General features: G+C 54.7%; 17 protein-coding genes. 2 read left to right on the top strand and 15 right to left on the bottom strand.

From position 1 onward, the window contains the following. Positions 1 to 121: 121 nt before the first annotated feature. From ABX962_RS01805 to ABX962_RS01780, 6 genes are all read right to left on the bottom strand, one after another. Positions 122 to 742, bottom strand: a complete 621-nt coding sequence (locus ABX962_RS01805) for a hypothetical protein (protein ID WP_372716059.1) — start codon at positions 740 to 742, stop codon at positions 122 to 124. 101 nt (positions 743 to 843) lie between these two features. Beyond that, the gene (locus ABX962_RS01800; protein WP_372716057.1) at positions 844 to 1,284 is read right to left on the bottom strand and encodes a hypothetical protein; all 441 of its coding nucleotides are present in this window, start codon (positions 1,282 to 1,284) and stop codon (positions 844 to 846) included. A 64-nt stretch (positions 1,285 to 1,348) separates the two neighbouring features. Beyond that, positions 1,349 to 1,804 (bottom strand): hypothetical protein, encoded by a 456-nt coding sequence (locus ABX962_RS01795; protein WP_372716055.1) that lies wholly within the window; start codon positions 1,802 to 1,804, stop codon positions 1,349 to 1,351. A gap of 598 nt (positions 1,805 to 2,402) precedes the next feature. Beyond that, positions 2,403 to 2,885 carry a hypothetical protein gene (locus tag ABX962_RS01790; protein ID WP_372716053.1) on the bottom strand — a complete coding sequence of 161 codons (483 nt, stop codon included), beginning with the start codon at positions 2,883 to 2,885 and terminating at the stop codon, positions 2,403 to 2,405. A 743-nt stretch (positions 2,886 to 3,628) separates the two neighbouring features. After that, complete coding sequence (locus ABX962_RS01785) at positions 3,629 to 4,231, bottom strand: hypothetical protein (protein WP_372716052.1); 603 nt, start codon at positions 4,229 to 4,231, stop codon at positions 3,629 to 3,631. Between the two features lie 122 nt (positions 4,232 to 4,353). Then, complete coding sequence (locus tag ABX962_RS01780) at positions 4,354 to 4,821, bottom strand: hypothetical protein (RefSeq protein ID WP_372716050.1); 468 nt, start codon at positions 4,819 to 4,821, stop codon at positions 4,354 to 4,356. A 203-nt stretch (positions 4,822 to 5,024) separates the two neighbouring features. On the opposite strand from ABX962_RS01780, the gene istA reads away from it, so the two are divergent. Both istA and istB read left to right on the top strand, forming a co-directional pair. Then, a complete protein-coding gene (gene istA, locus ABX962_RS01775; protein ID WP_372716048.1) occupies positions 5,025 to 6,605 on the top strand; it encodes an IS21 family transposase in 1,581 nt (526 codons plus the stop codon). Beyond that, positions 6,598 to 7,380, top strand: coding sequence for an IS21-like element helper ATPase IstB (gene istB, locus ABX962_RS01770; protein WP_372716046.1), 783 nt, complete (start codon positions 6,598 to 6,600; stop codon positions 7,378 to 7,380). Before istA ends, istB begins: the two co-directional genes overlap by 8 nt. Before the next feature lie 174 nt (positions 7,381 to 7,554). On the opposite strand, the gene ABX962_RS01765 is transcribed toward istB, so the two are convergent. The 9 genes from ABX962_RS01765 to ABX962_RS01725 all read right to left on the bottom strand — a co-directional run bounded on the left by ABX962_RS01765 (position 7,555) and on the right by ABX962_RS01725 (position 22,006). Further along, entirely contained in the window at positions 7,555 to 8,955 is a 1,401-nt protein-coding gene (locus ABX962_RS01765; RefSeq protein ID WP_372716044.1) for a Gfo/Idh/MocA family protein, read from the bottom strand. Continuing rightward, on the bottom strand, positions 8,952 to 10,022 hold the full coding sequence (locus ABX962_RS01760) for a sugar phosphate isomerase/epimerase family protein (RefSeq protein ID WP_372716042.1): 1,071 nt from the start codon (positions 10,020 to 10,022) through the stop codon (positions 8,952 to 8,954). The genes ABX962_RS01765 and ABX962_RS01760 overlap by 4 nt, the downstream gene beginning before the upstream one ends. 37 nt (positions 10,023 to 10,059) lie before the next feature. Further along, positions 10,060 to 10,839, bottom strand: coding sequence for an SDR family NAD(P)-dependent oxidoreductase (locus ABX962_RS01755; protein WP_372716040.1), 780 nt, complete (start codon positions 10,837 to 10,839; stop codon positions 10,060 to 10,062). A gap of 61 nt (positions 10,840 to 10,900) precedes the next feature. Next, positions 10,901 to 12,172 carry a hypothetical protein gene (locus ABX962_RS01750; protein ID WP_372716038.1) on the bottom strand — a complete coding sequence of 424 codons (1,272 nt, stop codon included), beginning with the start codon at positions 12,170 to 12,172 and terminating at the stop codon, positions 10,901 to 10,903. A gap of 71 nt (positions 12,173 to 12,243) precedes the next feature. Then, on the bottom strand, positions 12,244 to 13,536 hold the full coding sequence (locus ABX962_RS01745; RefSeq protein ID WP_372716036.1) for a DUF1552 domain-containing protein: 1,293 nt from the start codon (positions 13,534 to 13,536) through the stop codon (positions 12,244 to 12,246). Positions 13,537 to 13,558: 22 nt separating this feature from the next. Next, complete coding sequence (locus ABX962_RS01740; RefSeq protein ID WP_372716034.1) at positions 13,559 to 16,111, bottom strand: DUF1588 domain-containing protein; 2,553 nt, start codon at positions 16,109 to 16,111, stop codon at positions 13,559 to 13,561. 122 nt (positions 16,112 to 16,233) lie between these two features. Continuing rightward, positions 16,234 to 17,688 carry a DUF1501 domain-containing protein gene (locus ABX962_RS01735; RefSeq protein ID WP_372716032.1) on the bottom strand — a complete coding sequence of 485 codons (1,455 nt, stop codon included), beginning with the start codon at positions 17,686 to 17,688 and terminating at the stop codon, positions 16,234 to 16,236. Then, positions 17,688 to 20,699, bottom strand: a complete 3,012-nt coding sequence (locus ABX962_RS01730; protein WP_372716030.1) for a DUF1553 domain-containing protein — start codon at positions 20,697 to 20,699, stop codon at positions 17,688 to 17,690. The genes ABX962_RS01735 and ABX962_RS01730 overlap by 1 nt, the downstream gene beginning before the upstream one ends. Then, positions 20,699 to 22,006 carry a sulfatase-like hydrolase/transferase gene (locus ABX962_RS01725; RefSeq protein ID WP_372716028.1) on the bottom strand — a complete coding sequence of 436 codons (1,308 nt, stop codon included), beginning with the start codon at positions 22,004 to 22,006 and terminating at the stop codon, positions 20,699 to 20,701. The genes ABX962_RS01730 and ABX962_RS01725 overlap by 1 nt, the downstream gene beginning before the upstream one ends. Positions 22,007 to 22,024 lie beyond the last annotated feature (18 nt).

Genomic DNA, 22,024 nt, shown 5'->3' with positions numbered 1-22,024 from the left:
GCAAGCCCTCCGGTCCCTCATCGTTCCCGAAACACCGGAGGGCTCGCGCCCTACCGCTAAAAAATGCTTCACAGCGTTGCCGGACGGGGTCGCAGCGAGTTCCAACCACCCATCACAAACGTCAGTGAACAAGCGACGTGATCAGCACCAATCGCACGCCGGTGTATTCATCGATTCCATCATCCCCGGTCGCAGGCGTCGGGCTGGCGTAGTGCGCGAAGGTGGAGTGTTCGTGGTCAGGCGGCGAACCCGTCAGTACGAAACTTTCCGCGTTAAACGCTGGATCATACGTATCCCGAATGGCGTCTTCGTCGAACATTCTGGTTCGGACTGCGAATTCCCAATTTCCTCCTGCCATGTCCTCCAGACGTTCCGCGGGCCCACCATGACCGTGTTTCAGATACAGGAAGTGCGCGTATCGCCACTGGGCAACCGTTGGTAGTCGATATTCATACGAGGAGTCTCTGGCGGACAGTGCGTGAACCAGCCTCACCGCGTCGACCCAAGATGAGATCAATTGCGATGGATGAAGATCTTCCCCCTGATCGCCACGCTGATCCTCCGGGAACGCGGCGGCAAACTCCAGTCGGGACAATTCGGATCGCTGCAGGTAAAACGTGGAGACCGGTTGAAATTCGATGCCGTGACGTTCGCAATACATCTTCCAGTCTTCGCCCGAAGCCGGAATCAAAACGAACTGCATTCCCCACTGATTCGTCAGCATCGGCGAACGCTCGTTCACGGAGTCATCTTGGTTCGGGTGAGAGCATCCAAAACAAGAAGCCAACGCAATCAGCATGGCCCCACGCACGAGGTGAAAAACGTGTGGGAGTGTAAGGGAGATCATCGTTTAACCATCGGATCCGCGATCGACGAGAAGATGAAGGATGCCCAAGCATACACCATCGTTGTTACAATACCGGCGACACACATCGCTTGTGCAAACGCAGCACCTGCTTCAATCGGATGCGCAAGACCAATGCTCTCGCGTTGTTGCCAATCACCACTGGATTGCCGCCAAAAGCTCGAAACAGCGACTCCAAACCAAAACGCCCAGAACACTGCGGTCGGGTAATGGAGCAATGTGGCGGTTTGCCAGGAGAGCGACAGTCTAAATTGAATGAAAGCGGAGAGGACCAACGGCAATGCAAAGACACTAACCCAAATAGCCGACGCATCGGTCTCCGCCACGACTTTTGCGAGTGCGAGATGAATCGCAATCAATCCCGCCGCAACGCAGAGATCCGCGATAGAGAATCGACGTTCGATCGGATTCAGTCTCATCTGGCCTCACTCGCCGGCGATACGTGGTGCACCAGAACCTCCATCACAATCCGATGCTGCTGGATCACTCCTCAAAGAATGCTTGGTCCATCAACTCCCAATGCCCCGTGAAGTAAAGCAAATAGAACATCACGAGCAGGCCAACCGCGATGCTGGCATACAGGAACACGCCATTGAGAAGAAACCATCCCACCCCCCAAAATCCACGCGTACCGACGAGATAGAGGAACGTTGAAAGAGGACAAAACAGTAGATACAACACACGGACGATCGAGACCATCGGATTGCCTCTGCGGCGGCTATCGGCCACGGCCCAGGCGGTCAACACAAATGCGAATAGGATTCCTCCTAGCAGATCAAGTGTGCCGCTGGAGTAACGGAAGACCTGGCTGACGCCGTAGAAAAATGCAAGGCCATACAAGACCACAATCTCCGTCGGCAACCATCGATGACGTTCAGCGTGAGGCTCATTTGCTGATTCAGACTCTACGGGCGAATAGGGATTGGCTTCAGTATTCACGTGGCAACTGAGTACTTCGACATTCGTAAATGAGTGTGTCGTGAAAGCGACCTGCGATCCGACCAACGGCAGCATTCGAGGAAAACAAACGGGATAGATCGGCCGCCCGGCAGGATGGGATTAGAACGGATCCTTTGGGTTGATGCCAGCGTTTCAAGCGTCACCGAACCAGCGAAACGACCTGACCACCACCCCGGGATGCGAAAGCCCAGCGGACTGACAGCGTGCTTGCCGGGCCCGCCAGGGCCTGGACTCCGATGCACCTTCGCTGCAAGACTGAAAGGCCGACACAGTCCGCAGCGGGTCGAGACCGCCGAATGGGATGTGTCGCTGTTCCAGGGCTGTTGCGGAGGTGAGGACCTCCGAACCGCCCGCTTCCGAACTCTCTTGCACACAGTTCATCAGCGTTGCGCTGATAACGGCGTCTTTGGGCGCACCAAACGCAGTCGGGATGTCAGGCGTTGGGCATTGACGGAACCAGCGGAGAAGAGATTGTCCACGAATAGCACGAATGACACGAATGAATGTGCTGCGGCGCAACTGGCGTCCGCTAGCAGCGCGACAGGCACGGATCACCGGGCGGCGGCGAGCGATCTGATCACAGTAAAACGACGACCGCGCGGCTCCGCGTGCATCCGCGGGTTGGTCGAGCCTTCTTCCGCTTGAACTCGGCGGAGCTGACGAGAAGCAATTGTCTCATGGCGATCACGGCAAATGTGCATACTCCGGAGGCGATACAAACTGAAATTAATCTGGCCAGCCAGGTGTGCGCGTCTTTCCTCACTTCAACGTGATCGGCGCGCAGTACGCCGAGGAATCGATTCGCGCGTTGCCATTCGGGACCGCGTGAAACGTACTTCTGGTGAGTAGGCAAGGTGGTGCCTTGGATCATTGCGGTGGTTTGCTGCAAACTGCAGTGATAGAGCGGGACGTATTCGACGCGTTCCGCTTTGGCGCAAATCGTGCGTTGTCGATCAATCGCGTTTTCAAGCATTGCGAGTTCATTGTCAAACTGCTGGTGCTTCCATGAGGCTATCACTGGCAACACGATCAGCAGAAGCATCAATGGAGCGTGTGGCATCTTGATCTGATCGATTCGGCGAACGAGTTGCGATCTATCCGCGCATGCGTAGGAACGGGGATAGATCGGCGTCAGAACTTTATCGGCATTCACTTGGGCCGGTGATGGAACTCGATTAGAACGAATCCTGCCAGTGCGTGCCAGCGTTTTAGCCCCAGGCGAACTCGAGTTGAATTGAAATCGCAAAGTCCGGTTCGAGCTCCGCCCCCTTCGCACGTTAATGTGTAGGGAACCCGCACGTCTTCCCCGCCCGCCGTGCGGCCTTCACGGGCAACGACGTCACACTCTCGGTATCCGCTGCCGTGATCCGATAATCGCTGATCGGGCCGCCGGTCATTTGGCGGGTCTGGTAACAGCGTCTTGATCTCATTGGTGCACTTCCAACATTCAAAGGCGCTCGACTCTCCAGGAACGTCGCGTCGTGTGTTCGGTCGGATTCGTCTTTTAATCAGAGAAAAACACCCTCAGACCACACGGCGCGAGTGACGGGGGAGTCATGCGACTGCGGATCACACGAAGGGCCACAAGAGATCAAGACGGCGTCCGCACTAGAACGCTGACGATCTGCGGCCAGTGGATTCAAACAGTTGGCGTCCAGCTGACAGGCAAACTCCCGCGCAAACTCGCCCCCATGACTGAACGTTGAACATCTAAGCGGATAGCAATTCGATGAAGCGCAGCGATCCACCAATAGCGAAAATCACACTGATACAACATTGACGCGGCGACTTTAGTGGACTCGATCATTCTGTTTCGTCCGAACCGATCTCCGCTGGCGAACTGGTAGACTCTTGTTCGTCGACAAGGTAACCTCTGGCCCGGTACTTGAAGGAATAGTCGGACAAGAAATAGTAGTAAAGGAAGCCGCCGCGGATCACGCGTTTGGTTTGAATTGCATGCAGTACAGGTGTCATGATCCTGCTACTCTTCAGTCCGAATCGAAAATCGCCTTCGCCAATCGACCCGCTCCACTCCAGTCGATGATTTCGAATCACTGCAAAGGTATACCGACACGAGTGCTCTTCATCGTGAAACGGCATCAACCGATCCGGATCAAGATCAAGCTTCAGTTGAGCGATAAACCGCTCCAACCGGCTAGACTCAAGCTCAAGCGTTCCCGACGACGTTTCAGGAAGCGTGCCGTCACCTCGGATCTGCCAGAGCACTGTATTGTCCTTGCAGTCCAAGAACAGAGTTTGCGTGATAAGGTGTTTACCTCGTTGCCCTGTGCCCGTGATGATCACCTGGACTTCTTCAGGCGACTGTGTCGTCTGCGCGAACAGACATGAGGGCAGCACCGTCGTACTCAGCAATAGAAGCAACGAATACACAATGAAGTTATGCACGCCAAGCCTCTCCGAGTTGTTCCCAAAAGCAGAAAGCCCGCCGTGCACCACGGCACGGTGAATAACATGGTATTTTCAATTGACATCGACTCCGTGCTCGCACCTGCGGCGAATGGGTCTACTCAGATGGTGTCGGGGTCAACTCGCATCGGAGTATAGATTGTCACTGGGTTGAGTGCACGGTATAACATGCCACCCGCAACAAGTGCGCACCCCGAATACGCGGCCAACGCGAGAAAAAACACAACGAATGCAACGGGAAGTCCGCCGCGATCCCAGCCAATTCTTGGACCTAGCGTCAAGTTTGCCCATGCGGATGCGACCGATCCGACCACCAGCAGCGCCACAACGAGCGATTCAGGCATCGCCCTACCCGAGATCGCGTACACGACGCACAGCATTGAATAAGCAGTGACGACTGCCACCAACGCTTTTAGGTTGCGAACCCAAACCGATTCAGGTGGTTCGGGCGTTGAGTCCCGTTCACGGTGTGTCAGTTCGGTCGGGGAATAGGGATTGGTGTACTGCACGTCAAAGAGTTGCAATCGTTGGCTGTCCGCATTGCGATCGATCCGCGGATCTGGAAACACGTGGATCCATCGAACACCACAACTTTGTCGGCCTTCTGATGTCCCGGTAAGGGAATTTGATTAGATGTCACGGGGCGCCCAAAAGGGACCAGTAATGGGCGCTTCAAAGTCCTCCACACTGTGAGGGGATTGGCCGAACTACCGTATCTCGTTTTGCGTTCCGCGAAACGGAGAAATGGTATCCGGTGGCCAATCATTTAAGCGTGACTAAGTCCAATTCGATAAAGCAGTTACATCAACAGGGATTGTCTCAGAGGCAGATCGCGGCAGCGGTCGGCGTCGATCGCAAGACCGTCAGACGGCAATTGGCTGCTATTGAGGCCGAAACCGCCGCCAATGCAGATCCAAAAGGGACCAGCGCGCCCACCGGGATTGCGGCCGCGGAACCGGTCGCGGAGTTGGCGGATTTGGCCGCACCAAGCGAGCAGACGGTGCCCAATTCGCCCAGCCAATGCCAGCCGTTTCGCGAGGCGATCGAGCAGATGCTCATCGCAGGCCTATCGGCTCAACGTGTCTTCCAAGACTTGCAGACAGAGCACGCTTACCAGGGTAGCTATTACAGCGTCCGTCGATTCGTCAAGAAACTTCGCACCGAAAAGCCCGAAGCATTTCGCCGTCTCGACGTCGAGCCTGGCTTCGAAGCGCAAGTCGATTTCGGTACCGGTGCGCCAGTCATCGATGCTAATGGTCGACGACGTAAAACGCATGTGCTGCGCGTCGTACTGAGTCATTCACGAAAGGGATATGCCGAAGTCGTTTACCGCCAAACCACCGACGAGTTCATCACCGCACTCGAGAACGCTTTCGTTGCCTTCGGTGGAGTGCCCAAGGTCGTCGTGATCGACAACCTCAAGGCGGCCGTCAAGAATCCGGACTGGTATGACCCAGAGTTGGTACCGAAGCTCCGAGCATTCGCCGAGCACTACAACACCACAATCTTGCCGACGCGTCCTTACACACCAAGGCACAAGGGCAAGGTCGAGCGTGGCGTCGACTACGTCCAAGAGAACGGACTCAAAGGAATGTCGTTTGCATCGCTCTGTGAAGAGAATGACTACCTGACCAATTGGGAAGCGAACGTCGCCGACAAGCGAATTCACGGGACGACTCGTAAGCAAGTCGGAACACATTTCGAAACGATCGAGAAGCCGGCATTGCAAACGCTTCGGATCGATCGATTCCCAAACTTTTCCGAGGGACGGCGGAAGGTCAGTCGCGACGGCCACGTCGCAGTGAAGAACGCCTATTACAGCGCGCCACCTGAATACGTCGGTCACTCCGTCTGGGTGCGATGGGATTCACGCACGGTTCGACTACTCGATAACGAACTGACGCAGATCGCAGTTTTTGCTCGAAGCGCTGATGGAAAACACAACACAAAGCCTCAGCATATCGCCAGCACGAAGATCAATTCGATCGAGCGTGGAAGCGCGTATTTACTGCGAAAAGCGTCGTCAATCGGTATCTATAGTGCGCGTTGGAGTGAAACGATGCTGGAACAACGCGGGATCACCGGACACCGCGTCCTGCAAGGCCTGATCCAACTTGCGAACAAACATCGCTACGACCAAATCGAACAGGCGTGCGACATCGCATGGCGTCACGGCGACTTCCACCTCCGCACACTTCGGAACTTAATCAAACGTAAAGAAGCTGTTCAACAACTGATGCCATTCTTGGAAGATCATGAATTGATCCGTCCGTTGGCAAGCTACGACCAATTCGTACACGAGTGTGTGCAAAGGAATCTGTATCAATCTCAAGGAGGAATGACTGATGAATGAATCATTAACCCGCACGCTTCGCGAACTTCGTTTGAGCGGCTTAGCTGAGACGCTGGAAGTGCGTCTGGCCGAAGCGGTGTCGAGCAAGTTGACGCACTTAGAGTTCTTGGAACTGGTGCTCGCCGACGAGTCACTTGTGCGTGGCGATCGGCGCATCGCTCGTGGCGTCAAACGCGCCGGCTTTCGCGATCTTCGTCGCTTAGAAGACTTTGATTTTTCATTCAATAAAAGCATCGATCGAGCAAGGATCTTTGACTTGGCGAGTGGTCACTTCCTGCGTCAATCACGCGACATACTGCTATGCGGTCCTCCCGGTACGGGTAAAAGCCATCTTGCCCAAGCGGTCGGTCACGCAGTGATCCGTAGTGGCGCATCGGTGTACTACCGAAGTATCTTCGATGTTGTGCGTGACTTCCTGCACGACGAAGCGATCGGCGGGGAAGAAAAAGTGATGAACCGCTATCTCAAGCCAGACCTGCTGATCATCGACGACATGGGAATGAAGCAACTTCCAAAGCGAAGTGGGGAGTACCTGTTCGAGATCATCATGCGTCGCCATGAGGTGCGCAGCACGATGATGACGAGCAATCGACCATTGGAAGATTGGGGCAAACTGATTGGCGACGTACCGAGCGCCAGTGCAATCCTAGATCGCTTCTTGCAGTCGGCCGAGATCATGAAGATCACCGGTCGAAGCTATCGACTCGGAAAAGGTCCAGAAAGTTCAAAAGGGACCAAAGCGCCCACCGGCTCGCCTGCCGAAAAGAATTCATAGAACCGGCGACCAATCGCCGAAATCTCGACCACCAAATTCAAAAGGGACCAGAAGCGCCCATCGGTGGTCCCTTTTGAAGCGCCCCGCGACACTCCTGACCGCTGCAAACGGTACAAAGAGTGATGAAGAGTAGAACGGTGTATTTCATTGTCGTCCTTGAATGAGCGAACAGGACTAACTGACACCGGGAAGTTGATAGCCTTCGCGGCGAGGTCGTTCGAGAAGGCGATTCGCTTCAGCGTCACTGGTGAACTGTTCGGACTCGGGATTCCAGTGCAATGTGCGGCCTAAATCACGAGCGATGTTGGCAAGGTGACAGACTGTTGCCGAGCGATGACCGACTTCGACCGGTGCATTTGGCTCTCGTCGCGAGCGGATGCAGTCGAGCCAGTTCTGTAGGTGTGGACGGGCGACGTGTCCACCAGCGTCCCATTGCTCCATGGCGGATGAATCAGGAGCATTCTTGATGAGATTCTGCGGGGTGCATTTGTATTTATTTCGAGCGATCGTCATGTGGCCACGCTCGCCATAGAACGTCGCGGTGGCGACATCCGGCATGAAGTTCATTTCAATGCCGCCAGCGTAGGTCATGCGAATGGGTGCGAAACGCGAGTCGTCGGCAAACGCCCCATCAGGCTTCGGCGTTTTCTTGTGCCATTTCTTCTCCCAGTCCTTCGCCAGAGCAGCTTCGCTCACATCACGGAGTAGTTCCACTTTGATCGGCCCTGCATCGTCCATTCCCAGTGCGTACTGAACCATGTCGATGTTGTGACCGCCCCAGTTGGTCATCAAATGACCGGAATAGTCGCGATACAAATCCCATCCTCGCCAAAGCAAGCCGCCAACTTTGAATTCATCTTTGATCCATAACTTGCGATGATGAGGACGCTGAGGTGCGGCACCGAGAAACAAATCCCAGTGAAGGCCGTCGGGAGCCGGCTGTTCAGCAAAGCTTGGCATGGTCATTGGGCCGGGATAGTTGGGAACATCAACACGCGTGATCTTTCCAAGGCCCCCGTCGCGAATGAACTCACAGGCGAAACGATTCACCGCCATCGTGCGTTGTTGGCTACCGACTTGTAGGACCCGCCCCGTTGCTTTGACCGCGTCGGCCAGCAAGCGGCCTTCCCGGATGGTCAGTGACAGCGGTTTCTCAAGGTAAACGTCCAAGCCGGCATGAAGTGCCTGCATCGCTGCTTGCACGTGATGATGGTCAGGCGTCGCGATGATGACGGCGTCGAGCTTGACCTCGTCGAGCATCTTCCGATAGTCGTGATGCGTGGAGCAATGGCGTGCTTGCTCCGATTCAAAACCAGCGAGTATTTCTTTGAACTCAGCTTTCGGTTTAAGCGTGTCGGCCATGCGTGAAGTCGCACAGTCACAAATGGCCTCAACGCGAGCCGACTCCGGCAAGTTTCCAATCAGGTACTTCCCGCGAACGCCCGTGCCGATCACACCGACGCGGATGCGATTGGAGGGAACATTACCGCGGACAAGTGACGTCCAACTACGAGCAGTCAGAGTCGTTCCCGCAACGCCGCTTGCAATGAGCAGTTTTCGTCGGGATAGATTCATAGTCCAAGCTCCTGACTTGCGTAGTTCAGACTTGCCACAATGTTCGCGTCTTCGATCTCAACTTGTTTTTCAAGGGGCAGTGTGCTGATTGTCTGCCCATTCGCAGGATGATTCCGAACGAAACGCAGCGACCGAGCCAAATCGCTGCCGCTGGCCTCAGCTACGGACTTCCAGTAGTCATCCTTCAAACAAGGCACCTTCAACGGATCGCGAGTGATGACCTCGAGTGAGAATTTCAGATCAGGCTTCTTCATCCGCAGGATGTTCATCATCCTTCTCAGATCGAAACTGCCCTGACCAAGCGGAATATCGCCCAACAGGAATCCTTCTTCGTATTCCGTGAGTGCTTGGTCTTTGAAGTGTACGGAAAAGGCGTAGGGAGAAAGTGCTTCGATGCTGCCGTAGACATCGTCGAGCAAGGCGAAGCTGTTCCCCGTATCGACGCATGCACCAACGTATTCGCTGTCGATGTGCTCATACAATTTGAGACGGTCTTCGACGCGTTGGTCTTTGTGGTTCTCGATCGCCAGCGGCACGCGGTGCTTTTCAACAATCGGGGCGGCCAGTTCAACCATACGTCGACCACGTCGCTCGAACTCTTGGAAGTCCTCAAAGGTCTTGAATCGCTCGTAACGGCGTCCGGGGATGATCACCGTTCGAGCGGATTGAACTCCCACTTCGCTGGCGGTCTTGACCTCGGCTTCAAATCGCGGCAGATCGTTCTCGTCTTTCGGCGGGCTCAAGATCGCATCGACGAACATTCCATACTTGTTCGCTTCCTCGCGAAACTTACCTGCCTCAGCAGAACTCATCGCTCCCAGTCCAACGTGCGAGCCGCCCGCGCCGAGCGAATGACAATGACGAAGGAACCGAAACGGCTCATAAAGATTGACCGACTTGTCCTGTTTCCTGAGCAGCGTTCGCCGAAACTTGCAGTCGTACATGACGATGCCGAGACCAGTCTTTGTTCTGGTCGGGGCTGCGGAAACGGTGTCACTGGCAAGTGCAACGCTGGCAGCAAGCGCGGAAATGCGTTTGACCGCGCTACGTCGATTTATGGTTTTCATATTGCGTTCTCTCAATTTATGGCACCAAGTTGAATGCTTACCTTGCTGTCCAGCCGCCATCGACAGTCAGCATGCTTCCGGTCATGTAACTGGACGCAGGACTGGCCAAGAACAACGAAGCTCCCTGAATTTCTTTCATTTCGCCCCACCGTTCGACCGCAGTCGCGCCGACGATGAACTTCTTCGCCTCCTCGCTTTCTGCGATTGGCACGTTCATTGGCGTCAGGAAAGGCCCGGGGCAAATCGCGTTGACCGTGATTTTGTCGAGCGCGAATTCCAATCCCAACGCTCGCGTCATCTGCACGACCGCCCCCTTGCTGGTCGCGTACGGCGTGCGATTCGCCAAGCCAACTAATCCCAGTGTGCTTGCCATGTTGATGATTCGTCCGTACTCACGCTCTTTCATCACGGCAGCAACGTGCTTGCAGCACAGCCACATCGCGTCGACGTTAATGCTCTGGACTTTGCGAAAATCTTCCAGCGACAGTTCTTCGATCGGGCCGCGAATGTTGATACCCGCACTATTGATCAGGATGTCGATACGCCCGAACTCTTCCATGCAGCGAGCGACCATCGCTTCGACTTGTTCTTCGCTTGACACATCGGCGGCCATGCCGATGGCTTTCACGGGATACTCGTCCGCAATGATTGCTGCAGCCGCTTTCGCTTCGTCTTCGTTTCGGCTGACGAGCAACAGGTTCGCACCCGCGGAAGCCAATCCGGCCGCCATCGCTTCGCCAAGCCCTTTCGAGCCGCCAGTCACGATTGCGACGTTGTCGGTGAGTTGAAATTGAGCAATACCGGGCCATCGTGTCATGAGTAATCCGAATAGAAGAAGTTTGAATTGGTGTTCAAAGAGAACGTATATTAAAAAAATGTCAGCGAGAGCTTTCGTACTTTTCTCTCATCCATTGATTCCAACGTTTGACAACATCAAGCCGATCGGGCAGTGGTTCACCGGTGGCGACATCGACCAGTCCGGCTCTACCGCCGGGGTGTGGCGTTTCGTAGAAACCGCACCAGCCGAATCCGATGATTTGCGGATGCTCGACCCCCATATGCATCATGCCCGCATAGACTCGTTCAAACTCAGCGATGTCGCGAGCTTGGTAGGTTGATTTGGGTGGCTCGCCAGCGTAGATGCCCGCCCCGGTGTCGGCCAGATGAACCGGACCGTCCCAAACTCTCGTTGCATCTTCCAGAACTTCGTACGCGATCGGCGGTGGGCCCATGACATTGATCGACAGCACGTCGATGTAGGGTTTCATCACTCGGATTGCATATTCTGGAAGCGGTTGAAGGTGCAGCGTATTGCGATCACCAAGGATCAGATGATTCGAGTCATATCGGCGTATAGCGTCGTGATGGACTTTGTACCAGCGTTCGCAAATGCGTTGCATAAACGCTTCTCGATCGGACAAGTGTTTTCGCTCGTTGACATAGCCGCGCAGAGGGTTGTCCAAAGTTTCGATTTCTTCCCATGACTCGATTGGGATTCCGTAGACCGCAGACCAACGATCGGTCGACCCATAGATTTGACGCATCAATGCAATCCACGCTGTTCGCCCAGCCATGCCGGGTCGCGTGATGTCGTCGATCCAAAGATTGAAACTCTCCGCTTGCGGATGCCAAGGCGGGTTTTGGGTGTAGTGATATCCGATCAGGTGGGGATTGTTCTTGAGCGGCAGACAGACGTCCCGACACCGGAGCTCAACGCCCTGCTCGAACTCTTTCGAGAAGACATCAGGAAGGTTGTTCCCGCTCATGTACTGCTTTGGGTATTCCAGAAACAGTGTGAAGGGAAACTCCAGCTCAAGATATTGCTCCGGCGACCATTCCGGCGTTCGCTTGATCAGGTTATGGCGTCCATGCGGTTTCGGCACTGTTTTGGGATCGAGTGCCGTTGGCCCAATTGAAGGCGGCAAGTAATTGAATCCCCAAGCCTTGTTGCGGTCTCGAAGCGATACCCGCCAATTCGCGACGGACCCGTATTTCTCCTTCAAGTTCCACGGCATACCTGATCCGTCGCCGTAGTGATTCACACCGCGCATGTAGAACGGCTGACCACTTGGATCAAGCAGCTTCCAATCGCCATCGATTTGTTCAACGCGAAAGAACGCGGGTTCATCGGCATAGGAAGCTGGGCACATAACGCAAGACAACAGAACGGCGATTGTCGGTATAGATAGACGTTGCCTTAGTACTTTCCACTGTTCATTGTTCATGTCTTCAACCCTCTCAGCGTTCCGGTGCTGCTGGCGAAAGCGTCGTCTTCGATACCCAAATTCTGCAGCATGCTGACGAATACGTTCGCCAACGGCTCATTGCGTTTCTGATCAAACGCCAGATGCGATCCGTGCTTGAATCCGCCGCCAGCGAGCACCACCGGCAAATTGAATCCATCGTGCCGCGCTGCATTGCCAAGGTTGCTGCCTTGCAACACCATCGTCTGGTTCAACAGCGTGACTCCGTCTTCTTTGACGTCGCGCAATTCTCGCAGCAATTCTGCGAGGCAATCCATTTGAGCCTTCTCGATCGTTGCCAGCTCCTCGGCGGATTCCTTCTGCGATGACTGGTGTGTCAACGCGTGGTGCGGTGCGTTCACACCGGGCAGGTCGACGGTAGGATTAAAGTCCTCGTTGATCAGCACCGTGATTGCTCGTGTCGAATCGGTTTCCAAGGCTAGCCGAGCCATGTCGAACAACATTCGAGTCTTCGGAATCAACCCGCCCGGCGACGTATTGTCTTGGGGCATGGAAACGTCGGCCTTCGGTTTCGGACGCTGCGACCAAGCTTCCTGAATTTCGAGGCGTTTTTCGAGTTCACGAAGCGAATCGAAGTACTGTTGCAGTCGCTGGTTGTCTGCGTATCCGACACTGCGCTGAAGCGACTGAATCTCGTCACCGAATTGGTCCATCAAACTGCGACCGTCTCGCAACCGTTGGACTTGATTCTGAATCTGTTCTGCCGATCCTTCCATGAACAGCAGGCGATACACTTCGCTAGGTCGTTCGATCGCCGGAAGCGAAACACCATCGGCGGTGTACGACAGTGATTTGGAACCGGGTCCGACTCGTAGCGAAAGGGATGCAAACCGCGTGAGATGTCCAACCTCCTGAGCGATCCGTTGATCAAGCGAAAGCGTATTCTTGAAGCCGGGCCGAGTTGGATGAGTCGCTCCCGTCAGAAAGCACACATCCGCAGCATGCAGTCCGCCGGTTCCGGGATGATGGAGACCTGAGAAGACGGTGAAATCATCACGCAGATCATTGAGTGGCGCAAGATACGGGGACAACTCGTAGTCGCGGCCTGATTGCTTGGGAAAGAACAGCTCGGGCATGAATCCAAGGTCGACATTGATTGCCACCATCCGCTTCGGCAGCGGAGAATCCTGTTCCGCAGAAAACGCTGGACGCATCGCGTCAAGGAAAGGCAACGCAAGGCTAGCACCTGTGGCTCTCAACAGCGTGCGACGCTTGAGCGATTTACGCTTTGGAAAATAGACGTTCTTCATTTGAGTTGGCTTTGTTGAGTATTCACTTATTCCGAAGCAACGGACTTTGGACGAGGCCATGGATCAATGATCGAAGCCCGTATCCACCATTCGCGGTGGCATCCAAAATCGATTCGAGATGCTGTCGGTCACTGATGCCGACTGGATGCCCGGTCGCATAAATGACCAATCGCTCAAGTAGATTCCGAGCGATCGCTCGTTCATCCTTCACGATATACCGTCGAAACTGTTCGATACCGGCGAATGGCCGACCGTCTTCCATCTCACCGCTTGAATCGACCGATAGCCCCAGTTTGAATCTGATGGGCTTGGCTCGTCGATTGATGCCCTCGACTGGTTCACCTTTCTCCAGCGAATGGTATCGCTCGCGAAAGCGGCCCATCACGTCGAACGATTCTAAGGCAAAGCCCGGTGGGTCAATCTTACGATGGCAGGAGGCACAAGAGGGATCTGCACGGTGGCGGGCCAGTTGCTCGCGAATCGTGGTCACTCCACTGATGTCCGGCTCCACCGCCGCGACGGCTTCGGGCGGTGGTGGAGGCGGATCACCAAGTAATCGGTCCATAACATAGACGCCACGTACAACGGGCGACGTTGTCGTGCCATTGGCACTGACTTTCAACACACTTGCCTGCGTCAACAAGCCGCCACGAATCGAATTCTCCTCGATGGCCACTCGCGCCACATTCGCACCGGCTGGACCTTCGATGCCATAAAGCTCAGCCAATTCGCCGTTGAGCATCAGAAAGTTAGAGTCAACCACATTGCGAACAGGCAAATCCCAGCGAATAATCTCTTTAAAGAACGCCCGCGTCTCCATCAGCATGGATTCCAGCGTCCATGTCGAGTAGCCGCGATACAAGTTCTCGTCCGGTTCGGTCACTCCGATATCACGCAGGTTCAACCAGTGGTCGAGAAAGTGTTCGACGAACCGATCCGAGCGTGGATCAGCAAGCATCTCATCGACGAAAGCAAGGTAGCGATCATCCTTCAACGCCTTACTCAACGATCCACGAAGCCGACCGTCGGCTGGTGCGTTCCAAAGAAACAACGCCAAACGATTAGCCAACTCGTTTGATGGCAATTCGCCCACGTGCAACTCGACAAGAATAAAGCTCGGCGAACCCAATACGGAACTGTACGCAGAGATCATCGCATCCTGAAATGAAGCACCACTGGCCAGTCGACGCTCAAACATGCCCATCGGAATCACAAAATCGTGTGGAGAGATTTCGCGGCGATAGGCTTCGTTCATGAAAGTCGTTAACAGGCGACGGGCGTCCTTCGGCGGCGTGTCTGACACAATCTGGTAGTCCAACGGCGAGTTGACCTTCGCAACAGATTTGTCATTCGGCTGTAAAACCAAATCTCCAAATAAACGCCGATGACTTTCCGGCGGCCAGACATCAACGAATGGCCCTTCAATCTCGAACCCCTTGATCGCAACGGCGGGAACGTCAACGGAAAGATATTTGGCCGTCTTGCCGCCAACCTCGATTCGCCACAACGGCAATGTTGCCATCGCGATACTGATTGTCTCGCCAGCCTTCAGTTCAACATCCGAAACTTGAAGACCGTCTTTTGAGGTCACATCAAACGTGCCCAGCAAAGAAGTATCGCCGTAAACTGCAATCACTTCCGTGCGCTGCGTTGGTTCGACGGTTCCTTTGTTTGCCTGAAACGCAAACGCATCAATGCGAATCGTATAGCGACCGGCTTTGCTAGCTCGCCCGATCTTCATTGGGGCGTTGGAGACAATGCCGATGGCGTCAATGTAGGGCTTCTCGTCTAACACATAGCCATGCTTCTTGGTCTGGAAGTTACCAGGATGGCTTTCAAACGTAGTGTCTCGCTCGCGTCCTATCAGCGGTAATCCACTGCCGTGCTTGAATTCGAGATAGACATCTTGCGCCTCACGTATCAACCGTAGCGTCTTCTGTTCCTTGGGCTTTCCTTTATCCAGAACGATGGTTTGCCCACGAAGTTCGTTGATCCAGACGCTGGTCTTTTTTGACTCAGGCTTTTCACGCTGTGGAGCCATCGCTGCTCGTAAGGCGTCATCGGCGACTTCCAAATATCGATCGACCTGAACATGCGAAAACGGCAACGACGATGAAGACTTGCCGAACCCATCAGACAAAGGATCGGGCGGCAGTTTGTCGCCTGCGTCGAGAAGTGGCATCTTCAACAGATCACGGAGTGCATTGATGTGCTCGGCGCGGCTCAGTCGGCGAACTGTTGCCCGTCCTTCTTTGGCAACACGCTCCGTTTCCGCTGAGACCAATCGAGGTTGAAGTACATTTAGAAATGCGTTGACGTCGGCTTGATCGGGTTTCCCGGCGTCGGCAGGAGGCATTTCACCGTTCTGAACGCGGTCGAGCGCACGCCCCCATTTGTCGTGAGTCACGGTGTCGGCAAGGTCAAACGAAAGACCGTCCAGATCGAACCCTCGTTCCGAGTCATCGCCGCTGTGACAATCCAGGCAATGGTTGTCGATAAACGTCGCGACCTTCGGTGGAACTTCAGCGCTAAGTGGAACTGATACCGACAGGCTTAGGACCATCAGAACAATCATTGACGACCTAACCATAGTGGATCTTGTTAAAGATCCTGCCGCATCGGGATCTTTAACAAGATCCACTACCGCCAACTCGAACTTCTGGCAGCAACGTTCCCGCAGCACGGCGAAACGGTTTCTCACGAAAGAATCTCCTTCACTACGTCTCCCGCAAGGTCGGTCAAGCGAAAGTCGCGGCCTTGAAAGCGGTACGTCAAGTGCTTGTGATCAATACCAAGTTGGTGCAACACCGTGGCGTTCATGTCGTGAACAGGAACAGGATTCTCCACCGTGTGGAAACTCCACTCGTCGGTTTGGCCGTACGTAAATCCCGGCTTCACGCCTGCTCCGGCCATCCACATCGTGAATCCGAGATGATGATGTTCGCGACCGAAGTTTGTTTTCGTCAGCTTGCCTTGACAGAATACGGTTCGTCCAAATTCGCCGCCCCAGATCACGAGTGTGTCGTCGAGCATCCCGCGTTGTTTCAAATCCTGAATTAGCGCCGCGTTGGCGCGATCCGAGTAGGCCGAATATTGTTCGATCTGCTTCGGCAAGTTGGAGTGCTGGTCCCAGCCGCCTTGGAATAGTTGAACGAAACGGACACCCCGTTCAGCCAATCGTCGTGCCATCAGCGCGTTGTAAGCGTATGTGCCCGGCTGTGTGACGTCTTCGCCGTATAGATCGAGAATGTGTTGCGGTTCGTCGCTGAAGTCAGCCAATTCAGGAACGCTCATCTGCATCCGCGCCGCCATCTCGAACTGAGCGATACGGGTGTCAATCTCCGGATCATTGACTCGTTGGCGATGTTCGCGATTGAGTTCCGCAATGTCGGCAATCGTTCGCCTGCGCATCGCGTCCGAGATGCCTTCCGGGTTGCTCAGGTACTGCACGGGTTCCTTATCCGATCCGCCGATGCGAATGCCTTGATATCGGGACGGAAGAAACCCCGATCCCCAGTGGCGGTCAATCAGAAACGAGCCGCCTTCTTTCGTTCGTAGCACGACGAAAGCAGGCAAATCATCGCACTCGCTTCCAAGTCCGTACGCGGCCCACGCTCCGATCGTGGGTCGGCCTGCGATTTGATGACCAGTCTGGATGTACGTGATCGCAGCGTCGTGATCGACTTGCGTGGTCGTCATCGACTTGATGAAGCAAACATCGTCCACGACTTTCGCGAACTCGGGCATCAGCTCACTGACCCATGCACCACATTTGCCGTGTCTGGCGAACTTCCATCGTGACGCGACGACTGGAAAGCGAGATTGGCCGTTGACCATTCCCGTAAACTTTACGCCACCCATCACCGACTTGGGCAAGTCCGTCCCATCCCACTTTTCCAACAGCGGCTTGTGATCGAACAGGTCAATCTGTGAGGGACCACCAGCCTGAAACAGATAGATGACTCGCTTTGCCTTGGCAGGGAATTCCGGGAAGCCGGTGATGGCTGGCGGATTGGCACGCCGAAACGCGGCCTCGACATGGAAACCGCCGAGTAGCTGGCTGAGCGCTCCGGTTGCCATCACGCCGCCAAGCCCTTTCAGGATTCCTCGACGAGACAAGCTCGGATTGTGCTGATTGTTAGGACCCATCATTACTCCAGTGTCATCGTTGCATCGAGATTCAGCAGCACGTTGCAGAGTGCCGTCCATGCTTGTGATTCATTGCCGTCGGCAATCGCAAGGTAGTCCTTACGAATGGTTTGAAGGTGCTGCAGTTCTTCATCGCTTGGAATGCGCCCTGTGCAGGCGCGCCACAACCAGCGAAGCTGCTCGGGTTCGGTTTGAGCCACTTGCTGTGCTCGGTCTGAAAGTTCTCTCGCGGATGCTGCAAAGCCGGGTTCGTTAAGCGTGACCAGCGCTTGCAAAGGCGTGTTGGTTCGCATCGTGCGGACTTCACACTGATTGCGATCGGCAACGTCAAAGACCGCCAACATCGGGTGCGGCGAGTTGCGTTTCCAAAACGTGTAGAGCGTGCGTCGACGGTTCGACGTTTCAAAAGGCAGCTTCACAATCTTGCCGTTTTGACCGATCACTTCATCAATGATGACCGGCGGACCGCCGATTGTTTCGTCAAGAAGACCGCTCAGAAAGAGTGCTTGATCTCGGACGGTATGAACAGGAAGTCGGAAGCGAGGGCCGCGAGCGAGGTTGCGATTCTGTGGATCCCTCTGCCACATCTCTTCGCTTGCGTCTGAGCTTTGTCGATAAGTTCGACTGGTGACAATCAGCTTGATCAGTGCTTTGGTGTCCCACCCAAGCCGAACATATTCGGTTGCCAACCAGTCCAGTAGGTCAGCGTGCAACGGTTCACCGGTTTGTGTTCCGAAGTTCTCAGGCGAATCGACAAAACCTCGTCCCCACAGCGTTTGCCAAATACGATTGACGGCAACGCGAGCAGTCAACGGGTGATCGGGATGTGTGAGCCAGTGTGCGAGAGCCAAACGGTTTCGCTGTTCTTCTGGAAGCGGAGGGAGGAAGTCAGGCGTGTCGGTTGCGACTTTGTCACCAAGCGAATCAAACACCCCGGCCAAGCGTATTCGTGTGTGTTTGGTTCGTCCTTCTTTCATCACCATCGTTGTGGGTGATTCGAGAATCGCTTCATCGAGTTCGGCTTGGGCTGCTAACCGAGCATTGCGAAGTTCGCGTAGATTTGCTGGGAAGCCGTCATCCTCAAGAAATGCAAGTCGCAAAGTCTCCATTTCGGTACGAGTTCGCTTGCCTGCCGGAATACGGGCAATCTCATCGATGGTCCTTGCATCGGCGAGCGAACGCACCTCGATGACATTCAGTTCTCGATCATAGAATCGTAAGTCTCGAAGCTCGCCTGTGAAGCTCGGAAGGAACGGACTGCTGCCCAAAACCAGCTTTGCCTTACCAGCATTATCGGCCGAGTCGTTGGTGACTGGATGCGTGCAGGCCATCGCAATGTCGCTGCCATTGACGGACGCGGAATACGCAATACCTTGCATCCGTCCATCGCAGCGGAAGGTCACATGGTGCCATTTGCCGACCGCGAGCGCCTCCGTCGATTCAAATTCGATGTAGCTGTTCACCCACCGACAAACATGGCGAACTCGGATTCTCTCATTGACCCAATCGGCTTGAATTCCCTGTCGGTAGCGTTCCGGTTCTTCGACGCTCGAAAAGATCGCACAGTCCTTGTCCGATTTTGGCCGAAACCAGAACGAAATCGTCCAACGCCGGTTACCAGCACATAAGGCGATCGCGTCGTTTGGTTTTTCGACCGATTCTTTGCCATCAAAATGAAGAGGCGTTTCTGCGTAGTGAAATTTCAATCCGCGAGTGACACGCGTGGATGCCTGTCTGCCGCCTTCCTCCCATGCCGTCTGGGCTTCCGCAATTTTCGACTCGGCTGCAAGCATGGTCGCATCCGCGTTCCTTGCGGCTTGCTGTAACTGCGTCAGTCTGGCTTGTTCTTTCTGAGTCGGCGTGTGGATGTAAGGGTGCGAAGCAATCTTGAGCGCGGAACCGGCTTCTCGGACATTGTCGAAGAACGACAGCAATTCGTAGTACTCACGATTCTCGATCGGGTCGTACTTGTGTGTGTGACAACGCGCGCACAGTATCGTCATGCCCATCCAGACCGTGGCAACCGTTTCCATTCGGTCCGCAGCGTTTTCAAACTTGGACTCGGCGGGAATCGTCCCGCTGCCCGTGTCATAACGATGATTCCGCAGGAACCCTGTTGCGATCAGATACTCTCTGGCTTCGTCGTCCGCAATCCAATCAGCGGACTGCCAGTCCTGCTGGTCTTCGGGGATCAGCAAGTCACCGGCCAGCATCTGCTCAGTCAGTTTGTCAAAAGGTAGATTGGCATTCAGGTTGCGGATCAACCAATCTCGCCATGGCCACATGACGCGGTGCCCATCGGCTTGATACCCGTTCGTGTCTGCGTAGCGCGCCGCATCCATCCAATACCACGCTTGATGTTCACCGTAGGCTTCTGACGCCAACAACTTGTCGACCAGTGACGACACAGCTCGCTCTGCGTTATGCTGGAAATCATCGGCAAACGCATCACCTTCTTCGGGAAGGATCGGCAGTCCAGTCAAAGCGAGGCTCAAGCGGCGTGCAAGCACGCGCGGCTCAGCATCACGACGCGGTTTCAAAGATTCCGCATCAAGGTGCGAGGCGACAAAGTTGTCGATTGTGTTGCGTGGCCAGTCCTCATCAGCAACTGCCGGAACAGATGGTCGCGTTGGTGCTGCAAACGCCCAGTGTCCCTCGTACTCGGCACCTTGCTCAATCCAGTCTTTCAGTATTTGAATCTGCTTCTTCGTCGGCCTGCGTTTGGAATGTGGCGGCGGCATCACAGCGTCGGGATCGTCGGAAAGCAACCGGTCAATCAGTGAACTGTCATCTGCCTTTCCCGGTTCGATCACCCAGTCAATGGCTTCGTCCAAAACGTCCAGCCGTAAATCAGCCTCACGACTTTCTTCGTCTGGCCCGTGGCACTCAAAACAGTTGTCGGCAAGGATCGGTCGAACGTCGCGATTGAAGTCCACGTCGGCGTAGACGCTCGATGCGAATGACACCACACAGCAGACGTACAAGATTCCGTAGATGAAGTATCTGGACGGCATTACTTTGATTGCCTCTTCAGTTTTTTGAGGTCGGGAAATCTGCCAAGTGTTGACGCCAGGAATTGTTTCGCTTCTTCCGCCTCGGGGGTGAGATCGTTTGCGATTGAGTGCTCTTCAAGTGGGTCGGCCTGGACATCGTAGAACGCACCATTCTGATACAGCTTCCATCGGTGGTTTCGCACACACCAGTCAACCGGTCCGACAGTCGGGGAAGTTCCACGCTTCCCCGGCGGCAGACGCTGGTCGGGCTTTCGCGGGTCGAGCGAAAGGTAAACCCACTTACGCGGTTCGGCATGCCCGCCGGTTAGCCTTGTGAGGAAGCTCTGTCCATCGTACGGCACGGTCTGCGGAAGTGAGACACCAGCGGCTTCGGCGAGTGTGGGGACAAAGTCGGTGAAATCGACAAGGTCTGCGGACTCTGTGCCGCGTGGAATTCGGTCTGGCCATCTCACCATCAGCGGTACGTGCGTGCCCGCGTTCGTCAAACGCGACTTGCCCCCGACAACGATTCCTTCGTTCGTTTTCGATTCAATTCCTTTCACGGTTCCATTGTCGCCGGTAAAGATGAACAGCGTATTGTCACTCAAATCAAGTTTCGCCAACGTCTCATCGACGCGACCAACACATTTGTCGAGGTACTCAACCATGTCACCGAAGTGCCTTCTGTCCTGCCTGCCTGATGGATCATCGGAATCAGGAGTGGCATCGAACGGTTCATGTGTCAGCCAGATCGGGAAGTAAACAAAAAACGGTTCGTCTTTGTGGCGTGTGATAAAGTCACAAACGAAATCTGCAAAATAGTCGGGGCCATAGTTCTCTTTCGGCAACTCAATGGTCGTGCCGTTGTTGATGACCTTCATTCCCCAGTGACTTCGCCCCGGACTGTGAATAGCGTACTCATCGAATCCAAAGTGATCGGGGCGTTCCTTCCCGAGCTGCCATTTGTGGGCAAAGCATGTTGCATAGCCCGCGTCCTTCAAAAGGTGGCCAAACGTCTGTTGGTCGGACGCTAGTTCAGAGAACCGAGTGTAGTTCCGAAAGTTGTAGAGTCCGGTCATCAGTTGTACGCGTGTGGGCGTGCACAACGGTTGAGCGTAACAGTGCGTGAACCGTGCACCATCCTTCGCGAGCCGATCAATATTAGGCGTTGCGTATGACAGCCCGCCATTAGCCCCAACGCATTCGTAGCCGAAGTCATCCGCCATGATCAGGACAACGTTTGGTCCGTTGGCAGCAAGGCTGACGTTGGCGAGAATCCCAATGGCCATAGCCGCAATGAATGCCAGAACGTAATTTTGCAATCTCATAATATCAACTCGTTAAAA

Source organism: Novipirellula sp. (assembly GCF_041583735.1).
Classification (GTDB): domain Bacteria; phylum Planctomycetota; class Planctomycetia; order Pirellulales; family Pirellulaceae; genus Novipirellula.
The sequence above is the reverse complement of the archived record's forward strand: the minus strand, read 5'-3'. Positions and strand labels throughout refer to the sequence as shown.